This window comes from Streptomyces sp. NBC_00654 (assembly GCF_026341775.1).
Lineage (GTDB): Bacteria > Actinomycetota > Actinomycetes > Streptomycetales > Streptomycetaceae > Streptomyces.
In genome coordinates this window covers 3,010,504-3,032,881 of sequence record NZ_JAPEOB010000001.1, presented here as the reverse complement: position 1 = coordinate 3,032,881, position 22,378 = coordinate 3,010,504, and the positions used below count along the sequence as shown (strand labels likewise).

The 22,378-nt window shown below is 71.4% G+C and carries 19 protein-coding genes and 1 pseudogene; 5 read left to right on the top strand and 15 right to left on the bottom strand.

Annotation, left to right across the window (positions count from 1 at the left end; all coding sequences use genetic code 11):
* Positions 1-99: 99 nt before the first annotated feature.
* The 4 genes from OHA98_RS13025 to OHA98_RS13010 all read left to right on the top strand — a co-directional run bounded on the left by OHA98_RS13025 (position 100) and on the right by OHA98_RS13010 (position 3,602).
* Positions 100-1,155 (top strand): biotin/lipoate A/B protein ligase family protein, encoded by a 1,056-nt coding sequence (locus OHA98_RS13025; RefSeq protein ID WP_266925400.1) that lies wholly within the window; start codon positions 100-102, stop codon positions 1,153-1,155.
* A 230-nt stretch (positions 1,156-1,385) separates the two neighbouring features.
* Positions 1,386-1,955 (top strand): hypothetical protein, encoded by a 570-nt coding sequence (locus OHA98_RS13020; protein WP_266925399.1) that lies wholly within the window; start codon positions 1,386-1,388, stop codon positions 1,953-1,955.
* Positions 1,956-2,144: 189 nt separating this feature from the next.
* Positions 2,145-2,372, top strand: a complete 228-nt coding sequence (locus OHA98_RS13015) for a hypothetical protein (RefSeq protein ID WP_266925397.1) — start codon at positions 2,145-2,147, stop codon at positions 2,370-2,372.
* 42 nt (positions 2,373-2,414) lie between these two features.
* Positions 2,415-3,602 carry a flotillin family protein gene (locus OHA98_RS13010; protein ID WP_266925395.1) on the top strand — a complete coding sequence of 396 codons (1,188 nt, stop codon included), beginning with the start codon at positions 2,415-2,417 and terminating at the stop codon, positions 3,600-3,602.
* A gap of 115 nt (positions 3,603-3,717) precedes the next feature.
* On the opposite strand, the gene OHA98_RS13005 is transcribed toward OHA98_RS13010, so the two are convergent.
* Positions 3,718-5,940 (bottom strand): NADP-dependent isocitrate dehydrogenase, encoded by a 2,223-nt coding sequence (locus tag OHA98_RS13005; protein ID WP_266925393.1) that lies wholly within the window; start codon positions 5,938-5,940, stop codon positions 3,718-3,720.
* A 185-nt stretch (positions 5,941-6,125) separates the two neighbouring features.
* Positions 6,126-7,649, bottom strand: a complete 1,524-nt coding sequence (locus tag OHA98_RS13000; protein WP_266925391.1) for an amidase — start codon at positions 7,647-7,649, stop codon at positions 6,126-6,128.
* A gap of 344 nt (positions 7,650-7,993) precedes the next feature.
* Here OHA98_RS13000 and OHA98_RS12995 point away from each other — a divergent pair, with 344 nt between their 5' ends.
* Positions 7,994-8,755 (top strand): hypothetical protein, encoded by a 762-nt coding sequence (locus tag OHA98_RS12995; protein ID WP_266927896.1) that lies wholly within the window; start codon positions 7,994-7,996, stop codon positions 8,753-8,755.
* A gap of 18 nt (positions 8,756-8,773) precedes the next feature.
* Here the strand turns inward: OHA98_RS12995 and OHA98_RS12990 are convergent, their stop codons facing one another.
* From OHA98_RS12990 to OHA98_RS12930, 13 genes and pseudogenes are all read right to left on the bottom strand, one after another.
* A complete protein-coding gene (locus OHA98_RS12990; RefSeq protein ID WP_266925390.1) occupies positions 8,774-10,309 on the bottom strand; it encodes an NCS1 family nucleobase:cation symporter-1 in 1,536 nt (511 codons plus the stop codon).
* A gap of 199 nt (positions 10,310-10,508) precedes the next feature.
* On the bottom strand, positions 10,509-11,510 hold the full coding sequence (locus tag OHA98_RS12985) for a TIGR03842 family LLM class F420-dependent oxidoreductase (RefSeq protein WP_266925388.1): 1,002 nt from the start codon (positions 11,508-11,510) through the stop codon (positions 10,509-10,511).
* 380 nt (positions 11,511-11,890) lie between these two features.
* A pseudogene (locus OHA98_RS12980) lies at positions 11,891-12,244 on the bottom strand (transposase); the annotation flags it as partial.
* Between the two features lie 102 nt (positions 12,245-12,346).
* Positions 12,347-12,796, bottom strand: coding sequence for a hypothetical protein (locus OHA98_RS12975; RefSeq protein ID WP_266925386.1), 450 nt, complete (start codon positions 12,794-12,796; stop codon positions 12,347-12,349).
* Between the two features lie 348 nt (positions 12,797-13,144).
* Positions 13,145-14,362 carry an MFS transporter gene (locus tag OHA98_RS12970; protein WP_266925384.1) on the bottom strand — a complete coding sequence of 406 codons (1,218 nt, stop codon included), beginning with the start codon at positions 14,360-14,362 and terminating at the stop codon, positions 13,145-13,147.
* On the bottom strand, positions 14,355-15,377 hold the full coding sequence (locus OHA98_RS12965; RefSeq protein ID WP_266925382.1) for an LLM class flavin-dependent oxidoreductase: 1,023 nt from the start codon (positions 15,375-15,377) through the stop codon (positions 14,355-14,357). The genes OHA98_RS12970 and OHA98_RS12965 overlap by 8 nt, the downstream gene beginning before the upstream one ends.
* A gap of 50 nt (positions 15,378-15,427) precedes the next feature.
* Complete coding sequence (locus tag OHA98_RS12960; RefSeq protein ID WP_266925380.1) at positions 15,428-17,461, bottom strand: SDR family oxidoreductase; 2,034 nt, start codon at positions 17,459-17,461, stop codon at positions 15,428-15,430.
* 3 nt (positions 17,462-17,464) lie between these two features.
* Positions 17,465-18,412 carry an aromatase/cyclase gene (locus tag OHA98_RS12955; RefSeq protein ID WP_266925378.1) on the bottom strand — a complete coding sequence of 316 codons (948 nt, stop codon included), beginning with the start codon at positions 18,410-18,412 and terminating at the stop codon, positions 17,465-17,467.
* Positions 18,413-18,437: 25 nt separating this feature from the next.
* Positions 18,438-19,223: a 3-oxoacyl-ACP reductase FabG gene (fabG, locus tag OHA98_RS12950; RefSeq protein ID WP_266925376.1), complete on the bottom strand. Its 786-nt coding sequence runs from the start codon at positions 19,221-19,223 to the stop codon at positions 18,438-18,440.
* Positions 19,224-19,245: 22 nt separating this feature from the next.
* Positions 19,246-19,515, bottom strand: a complete 270-nt coding sequence (locus tag OHA98_RS12945; protein WP_266925375.1) for an acyl carrier protein — start codon at positions 19,513-19,515, stop codon at positions 19,246-19,248.
* A gap of 14 nt (positions 19,516-19,529) precedes the next feature.
* Complete coding sequence (locus tag OHA98_RS12940; protein WP_266925373.1) at positions 19,530-20,759, bottom strand: ketosynthase chain-length factor; 1,230 nt, start codon at positions 20,757-20,759, stop codon at positions 19,530-19,532.
* On the bottom strand, positions 20,756-22,048 hold the full coding sequence (locus tag OHA98_RS12935; RefSeq protein WP_266925372.1) for a beta-ketoacyl synthase: 1,293 nt from the start codon (positions 22,046-22,048) through the stop codon (positions 20,756-20,758). The genes OHA98_RS12940 and OHA98_RS12935 overlap by 4 nt, the downstream gene beginning before the upstream one ends.
* The gene (locus tag OHA98_RS12930; protein ID WP_266925370.1) at positions 22,045-22,371 is read right to left on the bottom strand and encodes a TcmI family type II polyketide cyclase; all 327 of its coding nucleotides are present in this window, start codon (positions 22,369-22,371) and stop codon (positions 22,045-22,047) included. The genes OHA98_RS12935 and OHA98_RS12930 overlap by 4 nt, the downstream gene beginning before the upstream one ends.
* Positions 22,372-22,378: the final 7 nt, after the last annotated feature.

Sequence of the window (22,378 nt, the reverse complement as noted above, 5' to 3'; positions counted from 1 at the left end):
CGCACGGTCCCGGCGCGGAGGGATGATGCAGGTCGGACATGGCGTTGTGAGTGGGTATGACCGGCCCGGACGGGCCGGTGGAGATGTGGAGGCAGGACTGTGCACGGTGAGTACAAGGTTCCCGGCGGCAAGCTCGTCGTCGTGGACCTCGATGTCGAGGGCGGCGCGCTGCGCAACGTACGAGTGGCCGGGGACTTCTTCCTCGAACCCGACGAAGCCATCCTCGCCATCGACGCGGCCCTCGAAGGCGCCCCGGCCAACACCGACACCGCCGGTCTCGCGGCCCGCATCGACGCGGCGCTGCCCCAGTCCACGGTGATGCTCGGGCTGACCGCGGAGGGCGTCGCGGTCGCCGTGCGCCGGGCCCTGGCGCAGGCCACCGAGTGGAGCGACTACGACTGGCAGCTCATCCACGAGGCTCCCCAGTCCCCCGCCCTGCACATGGCCCTGGACGAGATCATCACCGCCGAGGTCGCGGCCGGCCACCGCCCGCCGACGCTCCGGGTCTGGGAATGGGCCTCCCCCGCCGTGATCATCGGCAGCTTCCAGTCCCTGCGCAACGAGGTCGACCGGGAGGCCGCCGAGCGGCACGGGGTCGACGTCGTACGCCGTATCTCCGGCGGGGGTGCCATGTTCGTGGAGCCGGGCAACACCATCACGTACTCCCTCTCCGTCCCGGACTCCCTCGTCTCGGGCCTGTCCTTCGCGGACAGCTACGCCTACCTCGACGACTGGGTGCTCGGGGCGCTCGCCGACATGGGCATCCGGGCCTGGTACCAGCCGCTGAACGACATCGCCACGGACGCCGGGAAGATCGCGGGCGCGGCACAGAAGCGCGTGGTGGGCCGGGAGGGCGCCGTGCTCCACCACGTGACCATGTCGTACGACATCGACGCGGACAAGATGCTGGAAGTGCTCCGGATCGGCAAGGAGAAGCTCTCCGACAAGGGCACGAAGAGCGCCAAGAAGCGCGTCGACCCGCTGCGCCGCCAGACGGGGCTGCCGCGCGAGGTCGTCATCGACAACATGATCGACTCGTTCCGCAACCGGCACGGCCTGACCCCCGGCAAGGTGACGGACGAGGAGATGGCCCGCGCCCAGGAACTCGTCCGCACCAAGTTCGGTACGGCCGAGTGGACGGCGCGGGTGCCGTAGGCCCCGCCCGCCACGCCTGCCTCTCCACTCCCTCTCCCGCGCCCCGCCCTTCTCCCGCCTTCTCCCTCCCTTCCCCCCGTTGCCCGCCCGCGTACGGCCGAACGGCGTCTCCCGGCGCGCGGCGCACACGATGGCGCGTCCTCATGGAGGTGCGGGGCCCGTCGTCCGGGCCCGCGCAGTGTGAGCCGCGGCCACCACCGGGGCCCGAGCGGGAACGAGGAGACGCCAGGATGAGAAGCATGGTCAGGAAGGCCGCCGCCGTGGCCGTGGTGGCACTGTTCGCCACCGCGGCCACCGGCTGCGGCGACAGCAACAGCGGCGGTTCGTCCTCCTCCGCTTCTCCGTCCGCCTCCAGGGCGTCGGCCTCTGCGTCCGCCTCCGGCACGTCGGCGGCCGCGGCCGCGGGGACCGTGGCGACCACCACCGGACCGCTGGGCACCCACCTCGTCGACGGTGACGGCCGGACCCTGTACCTCTTCGAGGCGGACACCTCCACCAAGTCCACCTGCACGGGTACCTGCGCCGCGGCGTGGCCGCCGTTCACCGTGACCGGCCAACCGGTCGCGGGCAAGGGAGTGAAGGCGGGTCTGCTGGGCACCACCACCCGTAGCGACGGCAACAAGGAAGTCACGTACAACGGTCATCCCCTGTACCACTTCGGGGGCGACACGAAGGCCGGTGACACGAACGGGCAGGGCTCCACGGCGTTCGGCGCCGCCTGGTACGTCGTCGATCCGTCCGGCGCCCGGATCACAGCCCCGGCATCACCCACCGGGAAGCCGTCCGGCGGCGGATACTGAGCGCCCCGGTGCCCCGGCCCGCCCCCGTCGCTCCGCGGCCCCCGCCGTCGTCCTCGGAACGGAGTACCGTGAAGAGATCGAGGGGATGCGCGGCTGTCGGCCCGTGCGTCGTGGCCGCTCTCGACGGTGTACGGGGCCGGAGGCGATGTCCTGTGAACGTCATCCAAGCGCGACCCTCCGCGAGGGCCCATGCAGTCGGCTGACGACTCGTCCCAGAGCCCGGTCGGAGCGGTCGGCCGGGTGACCGTCCAGATTCCGCCGGACGGCCCCGGCGAGGTTCTCGTGGCCGTACGCGGCGGCTCGGAGACCTACGCGGCCTGGTGCGAGTCCGCGACATCCATCGGCAGGGACGTACGGGTCGTCGTCGTCGAGAGCATCTCGGCGCGTTCGGTGATCGTCGCGCCGCTGCCGACCTGAGTCATGCGTGACACCACGAACCATCACGGCGGGAGTTCCCTCATGCTGTTCTGGCACGTTCCCGCGCCCAACGAGGCGATGCTGATCTCCGGGACGAAGCGGCAGGCGCAGGAGACACAGTTCCGGATCGTCACCGGTCACGGGAGTTTCGTACTGCCGGTGAAACAGAAGGCCCGCATGCTGTCCCTGGCCCTGCGGGAGGCCGAGATCGCCGAGGACTGCGTCACCCAGCAGGGCATCAGGCTGCGCGTGCGCGCGGTGTGTGTCTTCAAGGTCGGGGACGACGCGGTGTCGATCGCCAACGCGGCACGGCGCTTCCTCTCGGAGCAGGACCGGATGGAGGAACTGGTCGGCCGGATCTTCGCCGGACACCTCCGCTCCATCGTGGGCGGACTGACCGTCGAGCAGATCATCCGGGAACGCAGCCGGGTCGCCCAGGAGGTGATGGTGGGCAGCCACAGCGAGATGGAGAAGCTCGGCATCGTGGTGGACGCGCTCCAGATCCAGGAGATCGAGGACGCCACCGGGTACATCGACAACCTCGCGGCCCCGCACGTGTCCGCGGTGGCCAGTCAGGCAAGGATCGCGCAGGCGAGAGCCGATCAGGAGGCCAGCGAGCGCGAGCAGCAGGCGGCGGCACTGAAGGCCGAGTACGAGCGGGACACGGCCATCAAACGGGCCGGGTTCCTCGCCGAGACGGAACAGTACAACGCCCGGGCCGCGCAGGCCGGTCCGCTCGCGCAGGCCAGGGCGTCCCACGACGTCATCGAGGAGCAGACGGCACTCGCCGAGCGGCAGGCCCAGCTGGCCGCCCAGCGGCTGGAGGCGGAGGTCAGGCGTCCGGCGGACGCCGAGGCATACCGTCTCCGGACGCTGGCCGAGGCCGCCCGTGACCAGGCCAGGTTCGCGGCGGACGGCAGCGCCTACGCCGAACGGACGCTCGCCCAGGCGCAGGCGGACGCCAATTCCGCCCGCGCGCTCTCGCTGCGCGACGGGAACCAGGAACTCATCGCGGCCAACCGGGTCGTGGAGAACCTGCCCGCCCTCGCCGACGCCGCGGCCCGCGGCATGGCCGGAGCCCGGCTCACCGTGCTGAACGGGACCGACGGCGTCAACAGCCTGGCGGCGGGACTGGTGGGGCAGGGGCTGGCCATCCTCGACTCGCTGCGCAACACCAAGGATCCGGCCGTGGACGGAAAGCGCAGCCTGCGCGTCCCGGAAGACACGTGACCCGTCAGACACCTTGACCCGTCAGACACGACCGCCCCGGCCGGGCACAGGGCCGGCCGGGGCGGTGGAGCGGGACATCAGCTGAGCGGGCGTGACCGTCAGACGGGCGTGACCGTCAGACGAGGGTGGCGATCGCCTCGTTGAACGTCGCGGACGGGCGCATGACCGCGGCGGCCTTCGCCGGGTCGGGCTGGTAGTAGCTGCCGATGTCGACCGGCGAACCCTGCACCGCGATCAGCTCGGCGACGATGGTCTCCTCCTGCTCGGCCAGCGTCTTGGCGAGCGGCGCGAACGCCTCGGCGAGCTTGGCGTCGTCGGTCTGCCGCGCCAGCTCCTGGGCCCAGTAGAGCGCCAGGTAGAAGTGGCTGCCCCGGTTGTCGATCCCGCCGAGCTTACGGCTGGGCGACTTGTCCTCGTTGAGGAAGGTGCCGGTGGCCCGGTCCAGGGTGTCGGCGAGAACCTGGGCACGCGCGTTGCCCGTGGTCGTGGCCAGGTGCTCGAAGCTGACGGCGAGGGCGAGGAACTCACCCAGGCTGTCCCAGCGCAGGTAGTTCTCCTTGACCAGCTGCTGGACGTGCTTGGGAGCGGAGCCACCGGCGCCGGTCTCGAACAGTCCGCCACCGTTCATCAGGGGGACGACGGAGAGCATCTTCGCGCTGGTGCCCAGCTCAAGGATGGGGAACAGGTCGGTGAGGTAGTCACGCAGCACGTTGCCGGTCACCGAGATGGTGTCCTCGCCGCGGCGGATGCGCTCCAGGGAGTACGCGGTCGCCTCCTCGGGCGTCCTGATGGAGATGTCGAGGCCGTCGGTGTCGTGGTCGGCCAGGTAGGTGGTGACCTTGGCGATGAGGTTGGCGTCGTGCGCCCGGCCCTCGTCCAGCCAGAACACGGCCGGGTTGCCAGTCGCGCGGGCGCGGGTGACGGCGAGCTTGACCCAGTCCTGGATCGGCAGGTCCTTGGTCTGGCACATCCGGAAGATGTCGCCCGCGGCGACGGCCTGCTCCAGCACGACGTCGCCGTTGTTGTCGACGACCCGCACCGAACCGGTGGTGGGGATCTCGAAGGTCTTGTCGTGGCTGCCGTACTCCTCGGCCTTCTGTGCCATCAGACCGACGTTGGGTACGGAGCCCATGGTCGACGGGTCGAAGGCGCCGTGCGCGCGGCAGTCGTCGATGACCACCTGGTAGACGCCCGCGTAGCTGCTGTCCGGGAGGACCGCCAGGGTGTCGGCCTCGTTGCCGTCCGGGCCCCACATGTGGCCGGAGGTGCGGATCATGGCCGGCATGGAGGCGTCGACGATGACATCGCTGGGGACGTGGAGGTTGGTGATGCCCTTGTCGGAGTCGACCATCGCCAGGGCCGGGCCCTCGGCGAGCTCGGCCTCGAAGGACGCCTTGATCTCGGCGCCGACCTGCGGCACGGAGTCCAGGCCCTTGAGGATGCCGCCGAGGCCGTCGTTCGGGGTGAGACCGGCCGCGACGAGCACGTCACCGTACTTGGCGAAGGTGTTCGGGAAGAAGGCGCGGACCACGTGGCCGAAGATGATCGGGTCGGAGACCTTCATCATCGTGGCCTTCAGGTGCACGGAGAACAGCACGTCCTCGGCCTTGGCGCGGGCGACCTGCGCGGCGAAGAACTCGCGCAGCGCGGCGACGCGCATGACGGCCGCGTCCACGACCTCGCCGGCGAGGACCGGAACGGACTCGCGCAGCACGGTGGTGGTGCCGTCGTCACCGGTCAGCTCGATGCGCAGCGAACCGTCCCCGGCGATGACGGCGGACTTCTCGGTGGACCGGAAGTCGTCGACGCCCATGGTCGCGACGTTCGTCTTCGAGTCGGCCGTCCAGGCGCCCATGCGGTGGGGGTGCGCCTTGGCGTAGTTCTTGACCGACGCGGGGGCGCGGCGGTCGGAGTTGCCCTCGCGCAGGACGGGGTTGACCGCACTGCCCTTGACCTTGTCGTAACGGGCGCGGACGTCCTTGTCCTCGTCGGTCTGCGGGTCGTCCGGGTAGTCCGGGAGGGCGTAGCCCTGCTCCTGGAGCTCGGCGATCGCGGCCTTCAGCTGCGGGATGGACGCCGAGATGTTCGGCAGCTTGATGATGTTGGCGCCGGGAGTCCTGGCCAGCTCACCGAGCTCGGCGAGTGCGTCATCGATACGCTGGTCGGCCTTCAGCCGCTCCGGGAAGCCGGCGATGATCCGTCCCGCCAGGGAGATGTCGCGGCTCTCCACCGTGACCCCCGCGGTCGAGGCGTAGGCCTCGACGACGGGCAGGAACGAATAGGTCGCCAGGGCAGGGGCCTCGTCGGTGTGCGTATAGATGATGGTCGAGTCAGTCACCGGGTGCTCCGCTCCACGTCTGCTGCAACATTGCTTGACATCAAGATATCCCGTGGCCGCTCCTCTCTCCACAAGGCCCCCGTACTCGTTCTTCGCCGCTCGGCCCTTCAGCGCCCGTGTTCCCGGGCCTCCCCCGGCCTTCTCCGGGGTTCCACCGGCCCGGATCCGTACGCGGAGGACCGCCTTCAGGAGGAAACGGTGAAGCCGAGCGCGGCGGGGGCGGGCGGGCGGTGTTCGAACCAGCGCCGGTCGTCCTCCAGCTGGGCGGCGAGCGCGATCAGCCGTTCCTCGCTGCGGGAGGGGCCCAGGAGCTGTGCGCCCAGGGGGAGGCCGTCGCGGGTGAACCCGGCCGGAACGTTGATGCCGGGCCAGCCCAGGACGTTCCAGGGCCAGGCGTACGGGCAGGCCGCGGCCATCGTGAGGTCGGTGCGCCAGGCGCTCAGCCGGTCGAAGGTGCCGATACGGGGCGGTGGGGCGGCCGTGGTCGGGGTGAGCAGTACGTCGAACCCGGCCCCGGAGGCGTCGAAGAGTGCACCGATCCTGCGGTGCTGGTGCACCTCGCGGGCGCGGGCCGCCCGTACGGCCCGGCCGCCGAGGCGGGTACCGGTGCGCAGGGCGCTGCGGGTGCGCGGGTCCAGGAGGGCCGGGTCGGGGTGGCGGGCGGCGAATTCGGCGATGCCGGTGGTGGCGCGGGGGACGAAGGCGAGACCGATCAGCCCGTAGCGGGGGCGGGCCTCCTCGACGTGGTGGCCCAGGCGGGCCAGGGCCTCGGCGAGCGCGGTGACGGCCCTGCGCACCTCCGGGTGCGGGGCGGCGCGGGTGAGGGTGAGCGGGGGCCGCCAGGCGAGCGCGATGCGCAGCCGGCCCGGATCGCGCAGAGCGGCGGCCGAGGCGCTGACGGCGGGCGGGCGGTGCGGGTCGTCCGGGTGCGGTCCGGCGACCGCGTCCAGCAGGAGGGCGGCGTCGGCGACGGTACGGGCCAGGGGGCCGTTGACGGTGAGGCCCTGGAAGGAGTCGCTGTGGGGGTGGGTGGAGATCCTGCCGCGCTGCGGTTTGATGCCGACGAGGTGGGTCCAGGCGGCGGGGATACGGACGGAGCCCGCCCCGTCCGAGCCCAGCGCCGCGGGCACGAGCCCGGCGGCGACGGCCGCCGCGGAGCCTCCGGACGAGCCGCCCGGGGTGTGCCCGGTGTTCCAGGGGTTGCGGGTGGCGCCGAAGGCCGCGCCCTCGGTGAACGGCCACTGGCCCAGCTCGCAGGAGTTGGTCTTGCCGACCACGACGGCCCCCGCGGCGCGCAGTCTGCGGACCGCCTCGCTGTCGGACGCGGCCGGGGGCAGGTCGCCGTCGCAGCCGAAGTGGGTGGGCAGGCCCGCGACATCGGTGTCGTCCTTGACGGCGACCGGCACACCTAGCAGCGGCAGCCGCTCCCCCGCCGCGAGCCGCCGGTCGGCTTCCGCGGCCTCGGCGAGCGCGGCTTCGGCCCTCAGGTGCCGGAAGGCGTTGACGGTGCCCTGCGTCGCCTCGATCCGGGCGAGACAGGCCGCGACGAGTGCGATGGAGGTGGTGCGTCCCTCGGCCAGCCGCCGTGCGCTGTCGGCCAGACCGGGCGGCGCGTGCGCCGGTGCTTGCTCCGGTGCCGGTGCCGGGGTCCCCGCCGGCGGGGGTGAGGTGCCCGGTCCGGTGCGCTCGGTGGGTTCGGTTGGGGACATGGGCTGCCGCCTCCCTCGTGTCCGCCGGATCCACCGGTTCTCCCGGTTCCGCCCGCACGAACTTACTGGAGGGTAACGAAGCGGGGGCCGCCCGCTCAAGCGTTTCGCACGGCGGGCCGTGCGGGAGAGGAGCACGGAAGGAGCGGGCGAGGAGCACGGGTTTCGCCCGCCGTGCGCACCGTCGCGCGCCGCGCACCGCGCGGGCGTACTCTCGAAGGCACGGATTCACCCGGATCGCACACCCCGATCGCACACCCTGGACAGGCCCCGGAAACAGGCGCCGAGCAGGCCCGCGGAGGCCGTCGGCAGGCCCTTTCGAAGGAGGCGGCGTGACCGGTCACCGGATGGGCGTACGCAGAACCGTCACCGCGGCAGTGGTCGCGCTCGCCGCCCTCACCGTCACCAGCGGCACCGCGGCGCACGCCGACGACGACATCGGCTCGCTCAGCGCCCAGGAGATCGCCGACCGCTCCCGTGACGCGTTCCTCGATGTGGACTCGCTGCACCTCACCACCCGCGGCGACCTCGGCAGGGCGGATTCGTCCATGACGCTGGACCTCGTCCTCGACCGGGACGGCAACTGCGCGGGCGGCGTCGACCTCGGCGACGACGAGGGCTCCGTGAAGATCATCAAGCGGGGCGACGACGTGTGGCTGAAGCCTGACTCGGCCTTCTGGAAGAACCAGGTGCCCATCGGCGGCTCGGCCTTCGAGGCGATCCTCGACGGCCGGTACATGAAGGGCTCCGCCACCGACCCGCGGCTGCGCACGGTGAGCGACGCCTGCGATCTCGATACGTTCCGCGAGCTGGTCACGGACAACGCGAAGTCCGGCGCAGGCCGGGGCACCCTGGTCAAGGGCGAGGAGACCGAACTCGCCGGCTCCCCGGTGATTCCGGTGGTCCGGACCACGGGCGACAGGACGCTGACCCTGTACGTGGCCACCGAGGGCAAGCCCTATCCGGTGCGGCTCACGGTGAAGGGGCCGTCCGCGGACGCGGTCGTGGGCTTCTCGGCCTTCGACAAACCGGTGCCCGCGGCGACCCCCTCGGCGGACGAGACGGTCGACGTCAGCGCCCTGCTGGGGCGGACGACCTCTCCCGTCTGACCTCGCCCCGACGCGGCCTCACCGCACGTGCGGAACGCGCTCCTTGCGGCTGAGTACCGCGTACAGCACCAGCGAGGAGACCAGCCCGACCGCCCAGCCGTAGTCGGCCAGCGGCTTCAGGAACGGGATCAGCCCCTCGGCGGGGAAGGGCCCCTTGCCGGGGGCCGAGTGGGATCCGCCCACGGCCAGGATGCCGCCGAGGGCGAAGGCGGCGACGGCGCGCGGGTTCCAGCCGTTGGTGTACCAGTAGCGACCGCCGGGCCGGTAGAGGTCGGCGAGGTCCAGGACGGTGCGGCGGATGATCCAGTAGTCGGCGATCAGGATGCCCGCGACCGTACCGAGCAGTCCGCCGACCAGTCCGAGCCAGGTGAAGATGTACAGCTCGGGCGTCTCGGTGAGCTTCCACGGCATGATCAGCACGCCGACGACGCCGGTGATCAGGGCGCCGGTACGGAAGTTGATGAGCTTCGGCGCGAGGTTCGCCAGGTCGTAGGCGGGTGAGACGACGTTCGCCGCGATGTTCACGGAGACCGTCGCGATGAGGACGGTGACCAGGCCGAAGAGCAGCCCGAAGACGTTGTCGGTCCTGGCGACGAGCTGGACCGGGTCCCAGATGGCTTCGCCGTACACGGCCTGCGAACCGGAGGTGACGAAGACCGACAGCAGGGCGAAGAACGTCATCGTGGTCGGCAGACCGAGCGACTGCCCCCGGACCTGTGCGCGTTGGCCGGCGGCGAAGCGGGTGAAGTCGGGGATGTTCAGCGAGAGCGTGGCCCAGAAGGCGATCATGCCCATCAGCGAGGGGAAGAAGACCGGCCAGAAGTCCTTGCCCCAGCCGAGCGCCGACGGCTGGTCCAGCAGCGGACCGAATCCGCCGGCCTTGACCGCGACCCACACCAACAGGACGACGGCCCCGACGAGGACGAACGGGGCGGCCCAGTTCTCGAAGCGGCGCAGGGTGTCCATCCCCCGGTGGATGATGGCGAGTTCGAGCGCCCAGAAGAGGACGAAACAGAGCCACAGCGTCCACGGCTGGCCGCCGATCTCGGCGGCCTCCGCCCAGCCGCCGAAGATCTTGCCGAGCAGGGTGAAGATCCCGACGCCGCCGATCCAGGTCTGGATGCCGAACCAGGCGCAGGCGACGGCCGCCCGGATCAGGGCGGGCAGATTGGCGCCGCGCAGCCCGAACGAGGCGCGCGCCAGCACCGGGAAGGGGATGCCGTACTTGGGTCCGGCGTGCCCGGTGAGCAGCATCGGCGCGAGCACGATCAGGTTGGCCAGCGCGATGGTGAGAACGGCCTGTTTCCAGTCCATGCCGAGCGCGACCAGACCGGAGGCGAGCAGCCAGGACGGGATGTTGTGGGCCATGCCGATCCAGAGGGCCGCGAAGTTGTACGTCGTCCAGGTGCGCCGTTCCAGGGGGACGGGCAGCAGGTCCTGGTTGGCGAAGCGGGGGTCGTCGGGGATCTGGCCCGGGGCGAGTTCGACGCGGCCGGAAGCCGTGGGTATCGGTTCCTGCGACGGCGAGGGTGCGGGTGGGACGGTTGAGGTCATGGCGGACTGGACCCTTCGCTCGGGAGCGGTTCCGTGCGGGGCGGGGGTGTCGGGTGTGGCGCGTGGGACCGGGAGTGGCGCGTGGGTGTGTCGGGTGTGTCGGGTGTGTCGGGTGTGGCGCGTGGGGGCGCCGGACGTGCGGTGCGGGAGCCGACCGGTATCGCGGGCCGCCACAGAAGCGACGGCGCCGCGCGTGCGGTCAGGCCGACAGGGCCGGAATGATCTCGGAGCCGTAGGCGTCGATCGTCGCCTCGCGCGCGTCATGCATGTTGTAGACGGCGAACTGGTCGACTCCCAGGTCGCGCAGGGCCCGGAGCTTCTCGATGTGCGCCTCGGCGGGGCCCAGCAGACAGAACCGGTCGACGATCTCGTCCGGAACGAAGGCCGTGTCCGGGTTGCCGGTGCGGCCGTGGTGGCTGTAGTCGTATCCGGACCGCCCGGCGATGTACTCGGTGAGGGCCTCGGGGACCAGGCCCGAATGCTCGCCGTAGCGGGACACCAGATCGGCGACGTGGTTGCCGACCATGCCGCCGAACCACCGGCACTGCTCGCGGGCGTGGTCGAGGTCGTCGCCCACATAGGCGGGGGCGGCGACGCAGATGGTGACGGAGTCCGGGTCCCGTCCGGCGTCGGCCGCCGCCTGCCGTACCGCCTTGATCATCCACTCGGTGAGGAAGGGGTCGGCGAGCTGGAGGATGAATCCGTCCGCCTTCTGCCCGGCCAGGGCCAGCGCCTTGGGACCGTATGCCCCCATCCAGACGGGCAGCCTGCCGTCCTTCACCCAGGGGATCCGGACCGGCTGGCCGTCGACGGTGGCCTCCCGTCCCTCCGCCAGGTCACGGATGACGTCCATCGCCTCGCCGAGGCGGGCCAGGGTGTTGGGCCTGCGGCCCGCGACGCGCATCGCGGAGTCGCCGCGCCCGATCCCGCAGACGGTCCGGTTGCCGTACATGTCGTTCAGGGTGGCGAAGGTGGAGGCGGTGACCTCCCAGGTGCGGGTGCCCGGATTGGTCACCATCGGGCCGACGATCAGGTGCTCGGTGTGCTCCAGGATCCGGCTGTAGATGACGAAGGGCTCCTGCCAGAGCACCGCCGAGTCGAAGGTCCAGCCGTAGCGGAAGCCGTTGCGCTCGGCGCGGCGCATGAGACCGACGACGGCCGAGGCCGGCGGGTCGGTCTGGAGTACGAGTCCGAAATCCATGACAGGTTCTCCTAGTCCAGTTACTGACTGACTGACAGATGGCCCGAGAGGTGCGTGCCGTGACCGGTGCGGCCGGTTGCTCACGTGGTCGAGCAGTCGCCGTCGGCGGCTCCGGGATGCTGCCCTTGGGCTGACGCGCTTCGGAGAATCCTTCCATGAGGCCATGCCGAACCGGGTGCAACGACGCCTCGGACGCGAGTCGCGGAGGGACAATCGTGGACTGCTTTCGGGGCCGTGGGAAGAGGCTGTCCCGGACATGGTCATCGGAGAGCGCACCTTACGTTCGAACGCGTGATCGAGCGCACCGCATCGCCACTCCGTGCACATGGGCCTCTCTACGTCACACCGGTGCAGTGATACGGACCGCCGGGCAGCCGGTTCAGAGCCCTTGTGTTCACCGATTCGACGGCGCGGCGGGACCAGTCCAGCCAGTCCGTCCCGGCGCCGGAACCGGGTTCGTCCAGGAGCAGCCGGTGGAGCCCGGCCCATACCCCGGCCGTCGACCACTCCGTGAAGCGCCGGTGGGCCGTCGCCCCGGAGGGTCCGAACGAAGCCGTGGGCAGCTGCCGCCAGGTGCAGCCCGAGGTGGCCACGAACACGATCGCGGCCAGCACTTCCCGGTCACCGTGCCGTCGGCGGCCGCCTCCCTGAGGCCGTGACGGAGCCTTCGGCACCACGCGCTGGAACAGCTCCCACAGCTCGTCCGGCACCAGCCGCTCAACAATCCCCGCCACGGCCGGAAGCCTACTCGGCCGCCGGGATGCGGGACGGTGACCGCACGACTCGCGTGGCGTCGGCGAACCCGCCTGCCGGGAAACGCTGTTGGGGACCCCGGATCAGCCGCCGCCGAAGGCGACGACCAGCCCGACGACCAGGGCGAGACAGATCAGGGCCGTCGCGACCGGCCGGCGCCGGCCCGATCGGGAGCGACGCCGCGGCCGGCCCTTCGAGGGCTGCGATGTCCTCGCCCCGCCTGTGCGGGTGTCGGCCGTCTCGGCCAGCAGGCCGCGGCAACAGGCCGCGAGGCGGGCGATGTCGCCGTCCAGCGGGGCGATCGTCTCGGCGCGGGCCGGGGCCGTGGTGCCGCCGTCCAGGATCCGTCCGGTGCGGACCAGCGCACGGTCGAGCCCATGGGCGGTGAGGCTGATCCATCTGCCCGCGTCCTCGCCGCGGATCACCACGGTGCCGCCGCGCTCGCGGTAGACGGTGTGCTGCCGCCACAGCAGCTTCGCCAGCGGCCCGGCGATGTCACGCAGCGTCGGCGTCTGTCTCCTTTCGTCGTTCAACGCGGCGCGGTCCGTGCCTCGGAGGCGCGCGACGGCGCACCCTGGCAGAACAGCGGGGCGGCATGAGCACGACTGTGTTCCTGCCGGGGCCTGCGCCCCGGTATGTGTCTGGACAACTCGTCAGTCCTTTCGGGCATCACACCGGTCGGCGTGATCACCGCAGGACTCTAAGGCCTCGGCCGCGGCCCACAGTTGAGAGGGGCCGGATTCCCGTGAACCGCCGGTCACGGTTGCCCGGATCATCGGACGGACCGCGCCGCCCCCCAACGGGCCGAAGCGTCGAACCCGCCGCTCGGGAACGGTTCGGCGGCGGCCGAGAGGTGTCCCGCCAGGGATGACGGGACACCCTCAGCCCACCTTCTCCGCCCCGTTTCCCCGCAGCCCGGTGAGGGCGACCCCCACGCCGACCACGCCGACGAGCGATATCGCGGCCAGCGCGGTCCGCGGCCCGTCGTACCGGGTGAGCAGCGCGGCGACCGCGGGGAGCATGATGACCGATCCGGCCTGTACCCCGGTCTGATAGACCGACACCACACGTCCGCGCAGGGCCGGTTCGGTGTTCTGGACGGCCTGCATGTTCAGGGCCGCGAAGGACAGCACGAACGCCGCGCCCATCAGCAGCAACGACGGCAGCGGCCCGGTGAGGTACGGGGCGGACTCCGGGCGGGCCAGAAGGAACAGCTGGCCCGCCGACGCGCACACGGCTCCGGCGGCGATCGGCCGCGCGGTGCCGAACCGCTGGATCCGGCGCGCGGCGAAGGGCACCGGGACCGCCAGCGGGACACAGGCCGGCAGGAGCGCGAGCGCGGTCCGCCAGGGCGACCAGCCGTACTCGCCGCTCACCCGGAAGGTGATCAGCAACAGCAGACTGATGTAGGTGCCGTTGAGGGTGGCGGCACCCAGGGTCGAGCGGACCAGAGGCCCGTCGCGCAGTACCGCCCGGGTCAGCCGAGGCGGTGCCGTGCGTACGGTGGCCGGAATCACCCGCACCCCCCACACCAGCAGCCCCAGCGCCACCGGGGCGGGGAACAGGAACGTCCAGTGCCAGGCGTCCGCGGCCAGCAGGCCGGAGAGAAGCAGTCCGACGGTGAAACCGGCCGCTCCGAACAGTGAGTAGACCGACACCGCTCTGCGCTGCCGCGGCCCGCCGGGAAAGGTGGCGCCGATGAGCGCCAGACCGGCGGGCGCGGTCAGGGCCGCGCAGGCGCCCTTGACCACCCGGGACACGATGAGCACCGCGGTGTCGTCGCTCAGCCCCCCGACGACGGAGGCCGCGGCGAACAGCAGCATCGCGGCGAGGTAGCAGCGTCGCAGTCCCCAGCGGGCGCCGAGGACCGGTCCGTACATCAGCAGGGCGGCGAAACCGAGGGCGAAGCCGCTCATCAGCCACTGCACGGACATCAGCGGGAGACCGAGGTCCGCGCCGATCGACGGCAGCGCCACGAGGACGACCGAGACCTCAAGGGCGTCGAGGACCATGTTCCCCGACAGGACGAACAGCAGCGGCCACTGACCTCCCCCCGTACGGGAGGGGGAGGTCCGGGCGGATACCGGCGCCTCAGCCACCGGCCGACACCTTGTCCCGCTCCGTTCCCGGGGCCCCGTGGCCGGACAGCTTCGCGAGCAGGGCCGGCAGCCGTTCGCTGATCAGCTCGATGTTCCGGGCCACGAGGTCGTCGGGCATACCGGCGACGCTCGCCCAGAAGATGAGGTGCTTGACCGGAAGTCCCCTGGTCCGCTCATGGATCCGGGCGGCGGCGTCCTCCGGGGTGAGGATCTCCAGTGTGGCCCAGCCGTTGTCACCGGGGCTGTCCGGGAAGTCCTCCGGCCGGAGCAGCGGCGGCCTCGGCTGGTCGGTGCCCTGCACCGACAGCTGCCGGTAGCTGTTCATCTGATGGGCCAGATGCGGGGCGACCCGGGGCCAGGCCGCATCGGGGTCGTCGGCCAGGATGACCGGCAGCAGGTCCGAGACGCGTGCGTCGGCGGGATCATGGCCTCCCTCCACCAGACCCGCCCGGTAGTGCGGGAACATCTCGGTGGAGATGTGCAGCAGACCGATGCCGAGCCGGCCGGCGATGCGTGCGCCGCGCGGACCGTAGAACCCGCCCCACAGCGGCACCGGGCGCTGGACCGGGCCCGGGGTGATGCCGCCCTCCTCCCACAGCCTGCGCACCTCACGGATGTTCCGCTCGACACTGCTGAACCGGTGACCGAAGTCGGCGCCGAACAGGTCGTACTCGGGCACCCGGTAGCCGGCGCCCATCCCGAGCTCCAGCCTGCCGCCGCTGATCAGGTCCACGATCGCGGCGTCCTCCGCGAGCTGGGCGGGCCTGCGCAGATTCGGCAGCATCACGGCGGTGCCGATACGTACGTGGCGGGTCCTCGCCGCCGCGGCGGCGGCGAACGTCAGCGGCTGCGGCAGATAGCCGTCCTCGAAGAGATGGTGTTCCGTGAACCAGATGCCGTCCGCGCCGCGCCGATCCGCCTCCTCGCAGAATTCCAGTGAGCGGGCGTAGTGGTCGGCCCACGGCCGGTGCCAGGCGTCCGGGTTGCGCAGATCGAAGAGTATTCCGACGTGCATGCTGAGGTCTCCGTTCGTGGTGGGCCGGGAAGCGGTGGAGCGGGCGGCGGTCAGCCCAGGAGGGTTCCGCCGCTCGCGTCGATGAACGCCCCGGTGACCCAACGGGCCTCGTCGGTGGCCAGAAACGTCACGACGTCCGCGACGTCCACCGCCGCGCCGACCCTCTTGAACGCCGACAGCTGGGCCATCTGCTCGACGGCCTCGGGGATGGCGAACACCGGGCTGCCGTTGTCGGTGATGCCCGGCGCCACGCTGTTGACGGTGATGCCGCGCGGGGCGAGGTGCCGCGCGAAGTGCAGCGAGATCTGCTCGATCGCGCCCTTGGTCATCGCGTACGCCGCCTGGACCGGGTTGGCGAACCGGGTCAGTCCCGACGAGATGTTGATGACGCGACCGCCGTCGGAGAGCAGCGGCAGGGCACGCAGCACGATGAAGTACGGGGCCTTCGCGTTCACCGCGAAGAGCCGGTCGAACTCCTCGGGAGTGACATCCTCGGGCGCGATGTCCGGGGAGGTCCGGCCCGCGTTGTTGACCAGGATGTCGAGCGTGGTCCCGCCGGTGCGCTCCTTGAGCCCCCGCTCCAGACCGAGGAACAGCTCGTGCACATCGCCGGGCACTCCGAGTTCGGCCCGCACCGGGAAGGCCCGGCCGCCGTCGCGCTCGATCAGGCGTACGGTCTCCGCCGCGGCGTCCTCGTTGGAGGAGTAGTGCACGGCGACCAGAGCGCCCTCCTCGGCCAGCCGCTGAGCCGTGGCCCGGCCGATTCCCCGGCTCGACCCGGTCACCAGCGCGGTCTTGTTTGTCAGCCTGCCCATCCTGGAACTCCTGTTGTCCGAAGGGGTCGTGGAAGGTGGTGCGGTGGTGGGAGATGGTGCGGTGGTGGGACGTGGTGCGGCCCGTCGCCCGATGGGCCGGGAAGGCGGCGGGCTGTCGAGTCCGCTGATCACCCGGGACAGCCGCCGGCGGACGTCGCCGGATCCCATCAGCCCGGTGAAGGTCTCCCGGAGCCCCTCCACCTCGTGCCCGCCGAGCAGCAGGAACGACTGCGCCTGGATATGGGTGAGTGTCCGGGCGCCGACGGCATGGCGTATCCGGCCGTAGCCGTCGAGCAGTTCGTCACCGGCCGTCCCCGCGAGCCGGCCGGCCAGCCGGCCGCCGAGTTCGGCGGCGTCCTGGAGCCCCAGGTTGAGCGCCATCCCGCCGACCGGCATCTGCACGTGCGCGGCGTCCCCGGCGAGGAGCACCCGGCCCCGGCGGTAGTGCGTGACCTGGCGCAGGGCGTTGTCGAAGGCGTTCAGCCACAGCGGCTGTCCATGGCCGATGTGCTCCCCCGTCACCTCCGCCCAGGCCCCGGCGATCTCGTCGAAGCCCGGCTCACCCGTGCGTTCCTCGGGGGCGGCGCCGAACACATGCACCATCACCCGGGTACTGCCGTCCGGCCAGCGGTGGGCGGTGGCCAGGCCCTTGGGCAGCCGCTCGAACCGCCGGTCCGGGACGTCGATGCCCGCGACATCGGCGCGCAGCATCTCCCGGGTCGCCGCCCGGCCGGCGAAGTCGAACCCGGCGAGCCGTCGTACGGTGGAACGCCAGCCGTCGCAGCCGACCGCGTAGGAGCCCGTCAGCTGTTCCCTTCTGCCGTCCGCCGTGACGGTCCCGACCAGCACCCGGCCGTCCCGGTCGGCGAGACGGACCAGCCGCCGGTCGCGCCGTACGACCGCGCCGAGTCCGACGGCCCGCTCCTGGAGCACCGTCTCGACGCGGGTCTGGGGGCACTTCCACTGTCCGGCGTACGGATGGCCGGGGTCGGCCGCCCTCAGGTCGAGCCGGATGCCGCCGAAGTGTCCCGGCCCCCCGTCCGGGAGGGTTCCGAGCCGGTCCAGGATGCCGCGTTCGGCGAACAGTTCCATCGTGCGGGCGTGCAGGGTGGATGCCCGCGACTCACTCATCGGTACGGCCAGTTGCTCGACCACATGGACCCGTACGCCGTGTGTGCGCAGGTCCCCGGCGAGCAGCAGTCCGACGGGGCCGGCGCCGACGATCACCACATCGGTGTCGGCCCCGGTCCGGGGCGGCGGTGCGGACATCGGTCAGCGCCGTGCTTCCGCGTACGTCCGGGCGTGGGCGAGCGTCGCCCGGCTGTTGGTTCCGAGCGCTTCCCTGATGAACTCCCTGGCCTCGGGGATTCCGGCGTCGGGGCCGAGGATCGCGGTGATGTTCTCCTCCTTGATCACCACCGTGTGCTGGGAACTCGCGGTGGCGGTTCCGTCCGGCTCCTCGTCGAACCGCCAGTACCCGGTGTGCAGGGTCATCAGCGCGGGCAGCGTGGTCTGCTTGTACACGATCCGCTGGTGCGGGAAGCACACCCGGACCGATTCGGTGAGGTGCGTGGAGCCGTCCTTGGCGCGGGTGTGCATCCGCAGCACCTGGAGTCCCGGGGTGTCCTCGGTCAGTTTCACCTCGCTGACGTGCGGGAGCCGTTCGGTCCACAGCCTGGCCTCGTTGACGAAGTCGTAGAGATCCTTCGCGGACCCTTGGGCCCGTACGGAGTCCACGAACGAGAGCGTCAGCGCCCGGGCCCGCGTGGCCTCCTCCAGTCCGGCCTTGACGGCGGGGAGTTCGGCCCGGCTGTTGCGGTCCACGGCCTGGTCGATCCACCGCAGGCCCTCGGGATCGTCGTCGATCGCCCGGTACTCGTGCAGCAGCCGCAGCCGGGTCTCGTTGTCGCCGAGGGGCTCGATGACCCAGGTGCCGCTCATCTCGGCGACGGGAGGTGCGGAGACCTCCTGGCGGAAGGTGATGCGCAGTCCTTCCGGATCGAGTTCCCGGCGCGAAGTCCAGTTCTTCGCCTCGCCGTTGGCGGTGGCCCAGATACGTATCCGCTCCTGGTTCCCGTCCCGCTCCAGGTACTCGACGTACACCGACGGCGGGAACAGCCGCGGCCAGTTCTCGACCTCGGCGAGCAGTCGGTAGACCTCGGCGGCACTCGCCAGGACGGTGATCTCGTGGGCGGCCTCACGGCCGGCTTGCTCGGGCATGCCGTTCTCCCCTCTCATCCGTATGTCAGAAGTTGCCGAGCCCGCCGCACACGTTCAGCGCCTGGGCGGTGATCGAGGCCGCCGGATCCGAGGCGAGATAGCCGACCAGGCCCGCCACCTCCTCGGGCGTGGAGTACCGGCCGAGCGGGATCTTGGCCCGGAACTTCTGCAGGATGGCGTCCTCGGTGGTGTCGTACGCGTCCGCGTAGCCCTGCCGGACCCGCTGTGCCATCGGGGTCTCCACATAGCCGGGGCACACCGCGTTGACCGTGACGCCGGTCGGCGCGAGTTCGTTGCCCAGTGCCTTGGTGAAGCCGACGACACCGTGCTTGGACGCCGAGTAGGGGGCGCCGAGCACCACGCCCTGCTTGCCCGCGGTGGAGGCGATGTTGATGATCCGCCCCCGGTTCTTCGCCCGCATGCCACCGGCGTTGAGCACCTCGCGGGTCATCGTGAAGACACTGGTCAGATTGGTCGCGATGACATCGGCCCAGAGGTCGTCCGCGATGTCGGCGGTCACCCCGCCGCCGCTGCGGCCCGCGTTGTTGACCAGGACGTCGATCGTCCCGAACCGGGCGACCGCGGCCCGCACCACCTCCGCGATGTCCTCCCGGGACCGTACGTCGCCCGTCGTGCCGTCCACGTCGAGGCCTTCGGCCCGGAGGGCCTTGACGGTCTCCGCGACCGCTTCCTCGTCCCGGGCGCAGAGGAACACCCGGTGTCCCTGCTGGGCGAGCAGGCGGGCCGAGGCGAGACCGATTCCGCTGGTCGCACCGGTGACCAGGGCGACCCTGGCAGCGATGTCTGGCATGTTCCCCACAGTCCTTTCCCGGTCAGAGCGCCCGCGCGGCGGGCAGATGGGTGTTGACGAGATCGATCAGCTCGCGCGGGGTGCGGGCTCTGGCCAGTACCTCTTCGTCCAGGCTGATGGCGAGTTCCCGCTCGATCCGGCCGGCGGTCTCCAGCAGGGCGAGCGATTCGTATCCGAGGTCCTCGAAGGCGGTGTCGATGATGTCCGCGTCGAGGTCGACGCTCTCGTCCGTACCCGCGCCCTCCCGCAGGATGGTCTTGAGATGTTCGAGGGTGAATGCGTCGGCGGGCATGTCCGGTCCCTTCGTCAGAGGCGGGTGTGATCGACGGCGCGCACGACCATGGCGGAGTTGAATCCGCCCTGGCCACGGGCGAGTACGAGCGCGCTGCGCAGCTCCGCGGGACGCGCCGTACCGGTCACCAGGTCGATCTCGTACGTGTTCGACAGCGTGGAGCCCGCGGTCGGCGGGATGACTCCGTCGCGTATCGACAGGAAGGCGGCGGCGAGGTCGAGCGGGGCGGCACCGGAGTACAGCCGTCCCGTCGTGGTCTTCGGCGCCGTCACCGGCACCCCGCGGGGCCCGAAGACCTTGGTGATCGCCTCCGCCTCCGCCCGGTCGAGTTCCGGGACGGCCGCGGCGTCCGCGAACACCACCGAGATGTCCTCGGGCGCCGACTCCGCGTCCTTCAGGGCGAGTTCGATCGCGTTCTGCAGCGTCGGCGCCCGGTCGGCGCCGGGCCTGGGGTCCAGCGTGGAGGCGTGGCCCGCGATCTCCCCGTAGACGCGCGGCGCACCGCGCTCCAGGGCGTGTCCGGCGTTCTCCAGCACCATCAGCGCGCCGCCCTCGCCGGGGACATGGCCGCGGGCCCGGTCGTCGAAGGGCAGGTACGCGCGTTCCGGGTCGTCACTGGTGCTCAGCCGGCCGCTGGTGAGCTGGGCGACCCAGCCCCAGGGGCAGATCGACGCGTCGACCGCGCCGGAGATCACCATGCCGGTGCCCTTGCGGATCTGCCTGCGGGCCTGCGCGACCGCGTCGAGCCCGCCCGCCTGGTCGCTGACCACCACGCTGCTCGGTCCGCGCAGTCCGCCGCGGATGGAGATCTGTCCGCTGTTGACCGCGTAGAACCAGGCGAACGACTGGTACGCGCTGACGTACTGGCCGCCCTTGCTCCACAGCGCCCTGAGCTCGTTCTGGCCGAACTCGAAGCCGCCGGAGTGGCTGGCCGTGATGACCCCCACGTCGTAGTCGGGCAGTTCGGACGGGACGACACCGGCGTCCGCGAACGCCCAGTCGGCGCCGACCAGGGCGATCCGGGTCATCCGGTCGGTCTGGGGCAGCAGCCGGCCGGGCAGGTGCTCCGCGGCCTCGAACCCGCTTATCTGACCGGCCAGCCGGCACGGGTAGGGCGACGGATCGAAGTGGGTCACCCGGCCGATGGCGCTGCGGCCGGCCAGTGTGGCCGACCAGTACGCCTCGATGCCCAGCCCCGTGGGCGCGGCCACTCCGAGTCCGGTCACCCAGGTACGGGGAGTCATCGGAGCCTCCGGTCGGGTTTCGCCAGCACCACCGCGCTCTGGAAGCCGCCGAATCCGCTGCCCACCGAGAGGACCGCCTCGGTCTTCCAGTCGCGGGCGGTCAGCGGTACGTAGTCCAGGTCGCACTCCGGGTCCGGCGTGTGCAGATTCGCCGTCGGCGGCACCACGTCGTGCGTCATGGCCAGCACCGAGGCGGCGATCTCGATCGACCCGATGGCGCCGAGCGAGTGCCCGACCATCGACTTGATGGAGCTGACCGGGGTGCGGTGGGCGTGGTCCCCGAGGCTGCGTTTGAACGCGGCCGTCTCGTGCCGGTCGTTCTGCTTGGTCCCGGAGCCGTGCGCGTTGATGTAGTCGATGTCGTCGGGGTTGAGCCGGGCCTCGTGGAGCGCGACGCGGATGGCCTCGGCCATCTCCTTGCCGTCGGGGCGCAGTCCGGTCATGTGGAACGCGTTGGAACGCGTCGCGAAACCGGCCACCTCCGCGTAGATCTTCGCGCCGCGGGCCCGTGCGCTCCCCCACTCCTCCAGTACGAACACCGCCGCGCCCTCGCCCATGACGAAACCGTTGCGGCTCGCGTCGAACGGGCGCGAGGCGTGCGCCGGGTCGTCGTTGCGAGGGGTCGTGGCCTTGATCGCGTCGAAGCAGGCCACGGTGATGGGCGAGATGGGAGCGTCGGCCGCACCGGCGATCATCACGTCGGCCGAGCCCTCCCTGATGACGTCGGCGGCGTAGCCGACCGCGTCGAGGCCGGAGGTGCAGCCGGTCGAGACCACGGTGCTCGGTCCTTCGGCGCCCACGGCCCAGGCGACCTCGGTCGCGAACGAGCTGGGCACCAGGTAGTTGTAGAGATGCGGAACGGCGTACGTGTGGTCGACCAGTTCCAGCCGGCCGTCGTCACTGACGGTGCGGTACTCCTGGTCCAGGCCGGTGGTCGCGCCCACCGCGCTGCCGATCGTCACCCCGGTGCGGTGCGGGTCCAGCGCCCCGAACTCCAGCCCACTGTCGGCGACCGCCTCGCGTGCGGTCACGACGGCGAACTGCGCGGCCCGGTCCATCCGCCGGATCTCCTGCGGGGTCAGCCCGGACAGTTCGGCGTCGAAGTCGACCTCGGCGGCGACCTGGGAGCGGAAGGGCGAAGGGTCGAAGAAGGAGATGCGGCGGGTGGCGGTCCGGCCGTCGGTGAGCAGCTTCCAGAAGGCCTTCGCGCCCTGGCCGCCCGGAGCGGTCACACCGATGCCGGTGATCACGACGCGACGGGCGCCGGTGGTGCTGTGCGCTCCGCTCATGACTCCCGCCAGTGGTAGAAGCGCCGGGCCACGGCGTCCGCGGGCGAGCGCCAGGTCTCGGGGTCGTAGGCCTCGATGTGCGGCTTGAGGTCCTGGCTGATCCGGACGAACCGGGAATCGGTCTTCGCGTCCTCGATCAGTCCGGCGCCGTTGTCCTCGTCGAAGTCCTGCAGATGGAAGTAGAGGCCCCGGTACGCGAAGAGCTGGCGGCGGCGGGTGCCCATGCGGCCGGGCATGTCGGTCGCGTCGAAGGCGCCGAAGAGTCCGGCCACCTCCTCGGCCGATGCCGATGCCATCCTGGCCACGATCAATGTGCTGTGCATCGTTCCC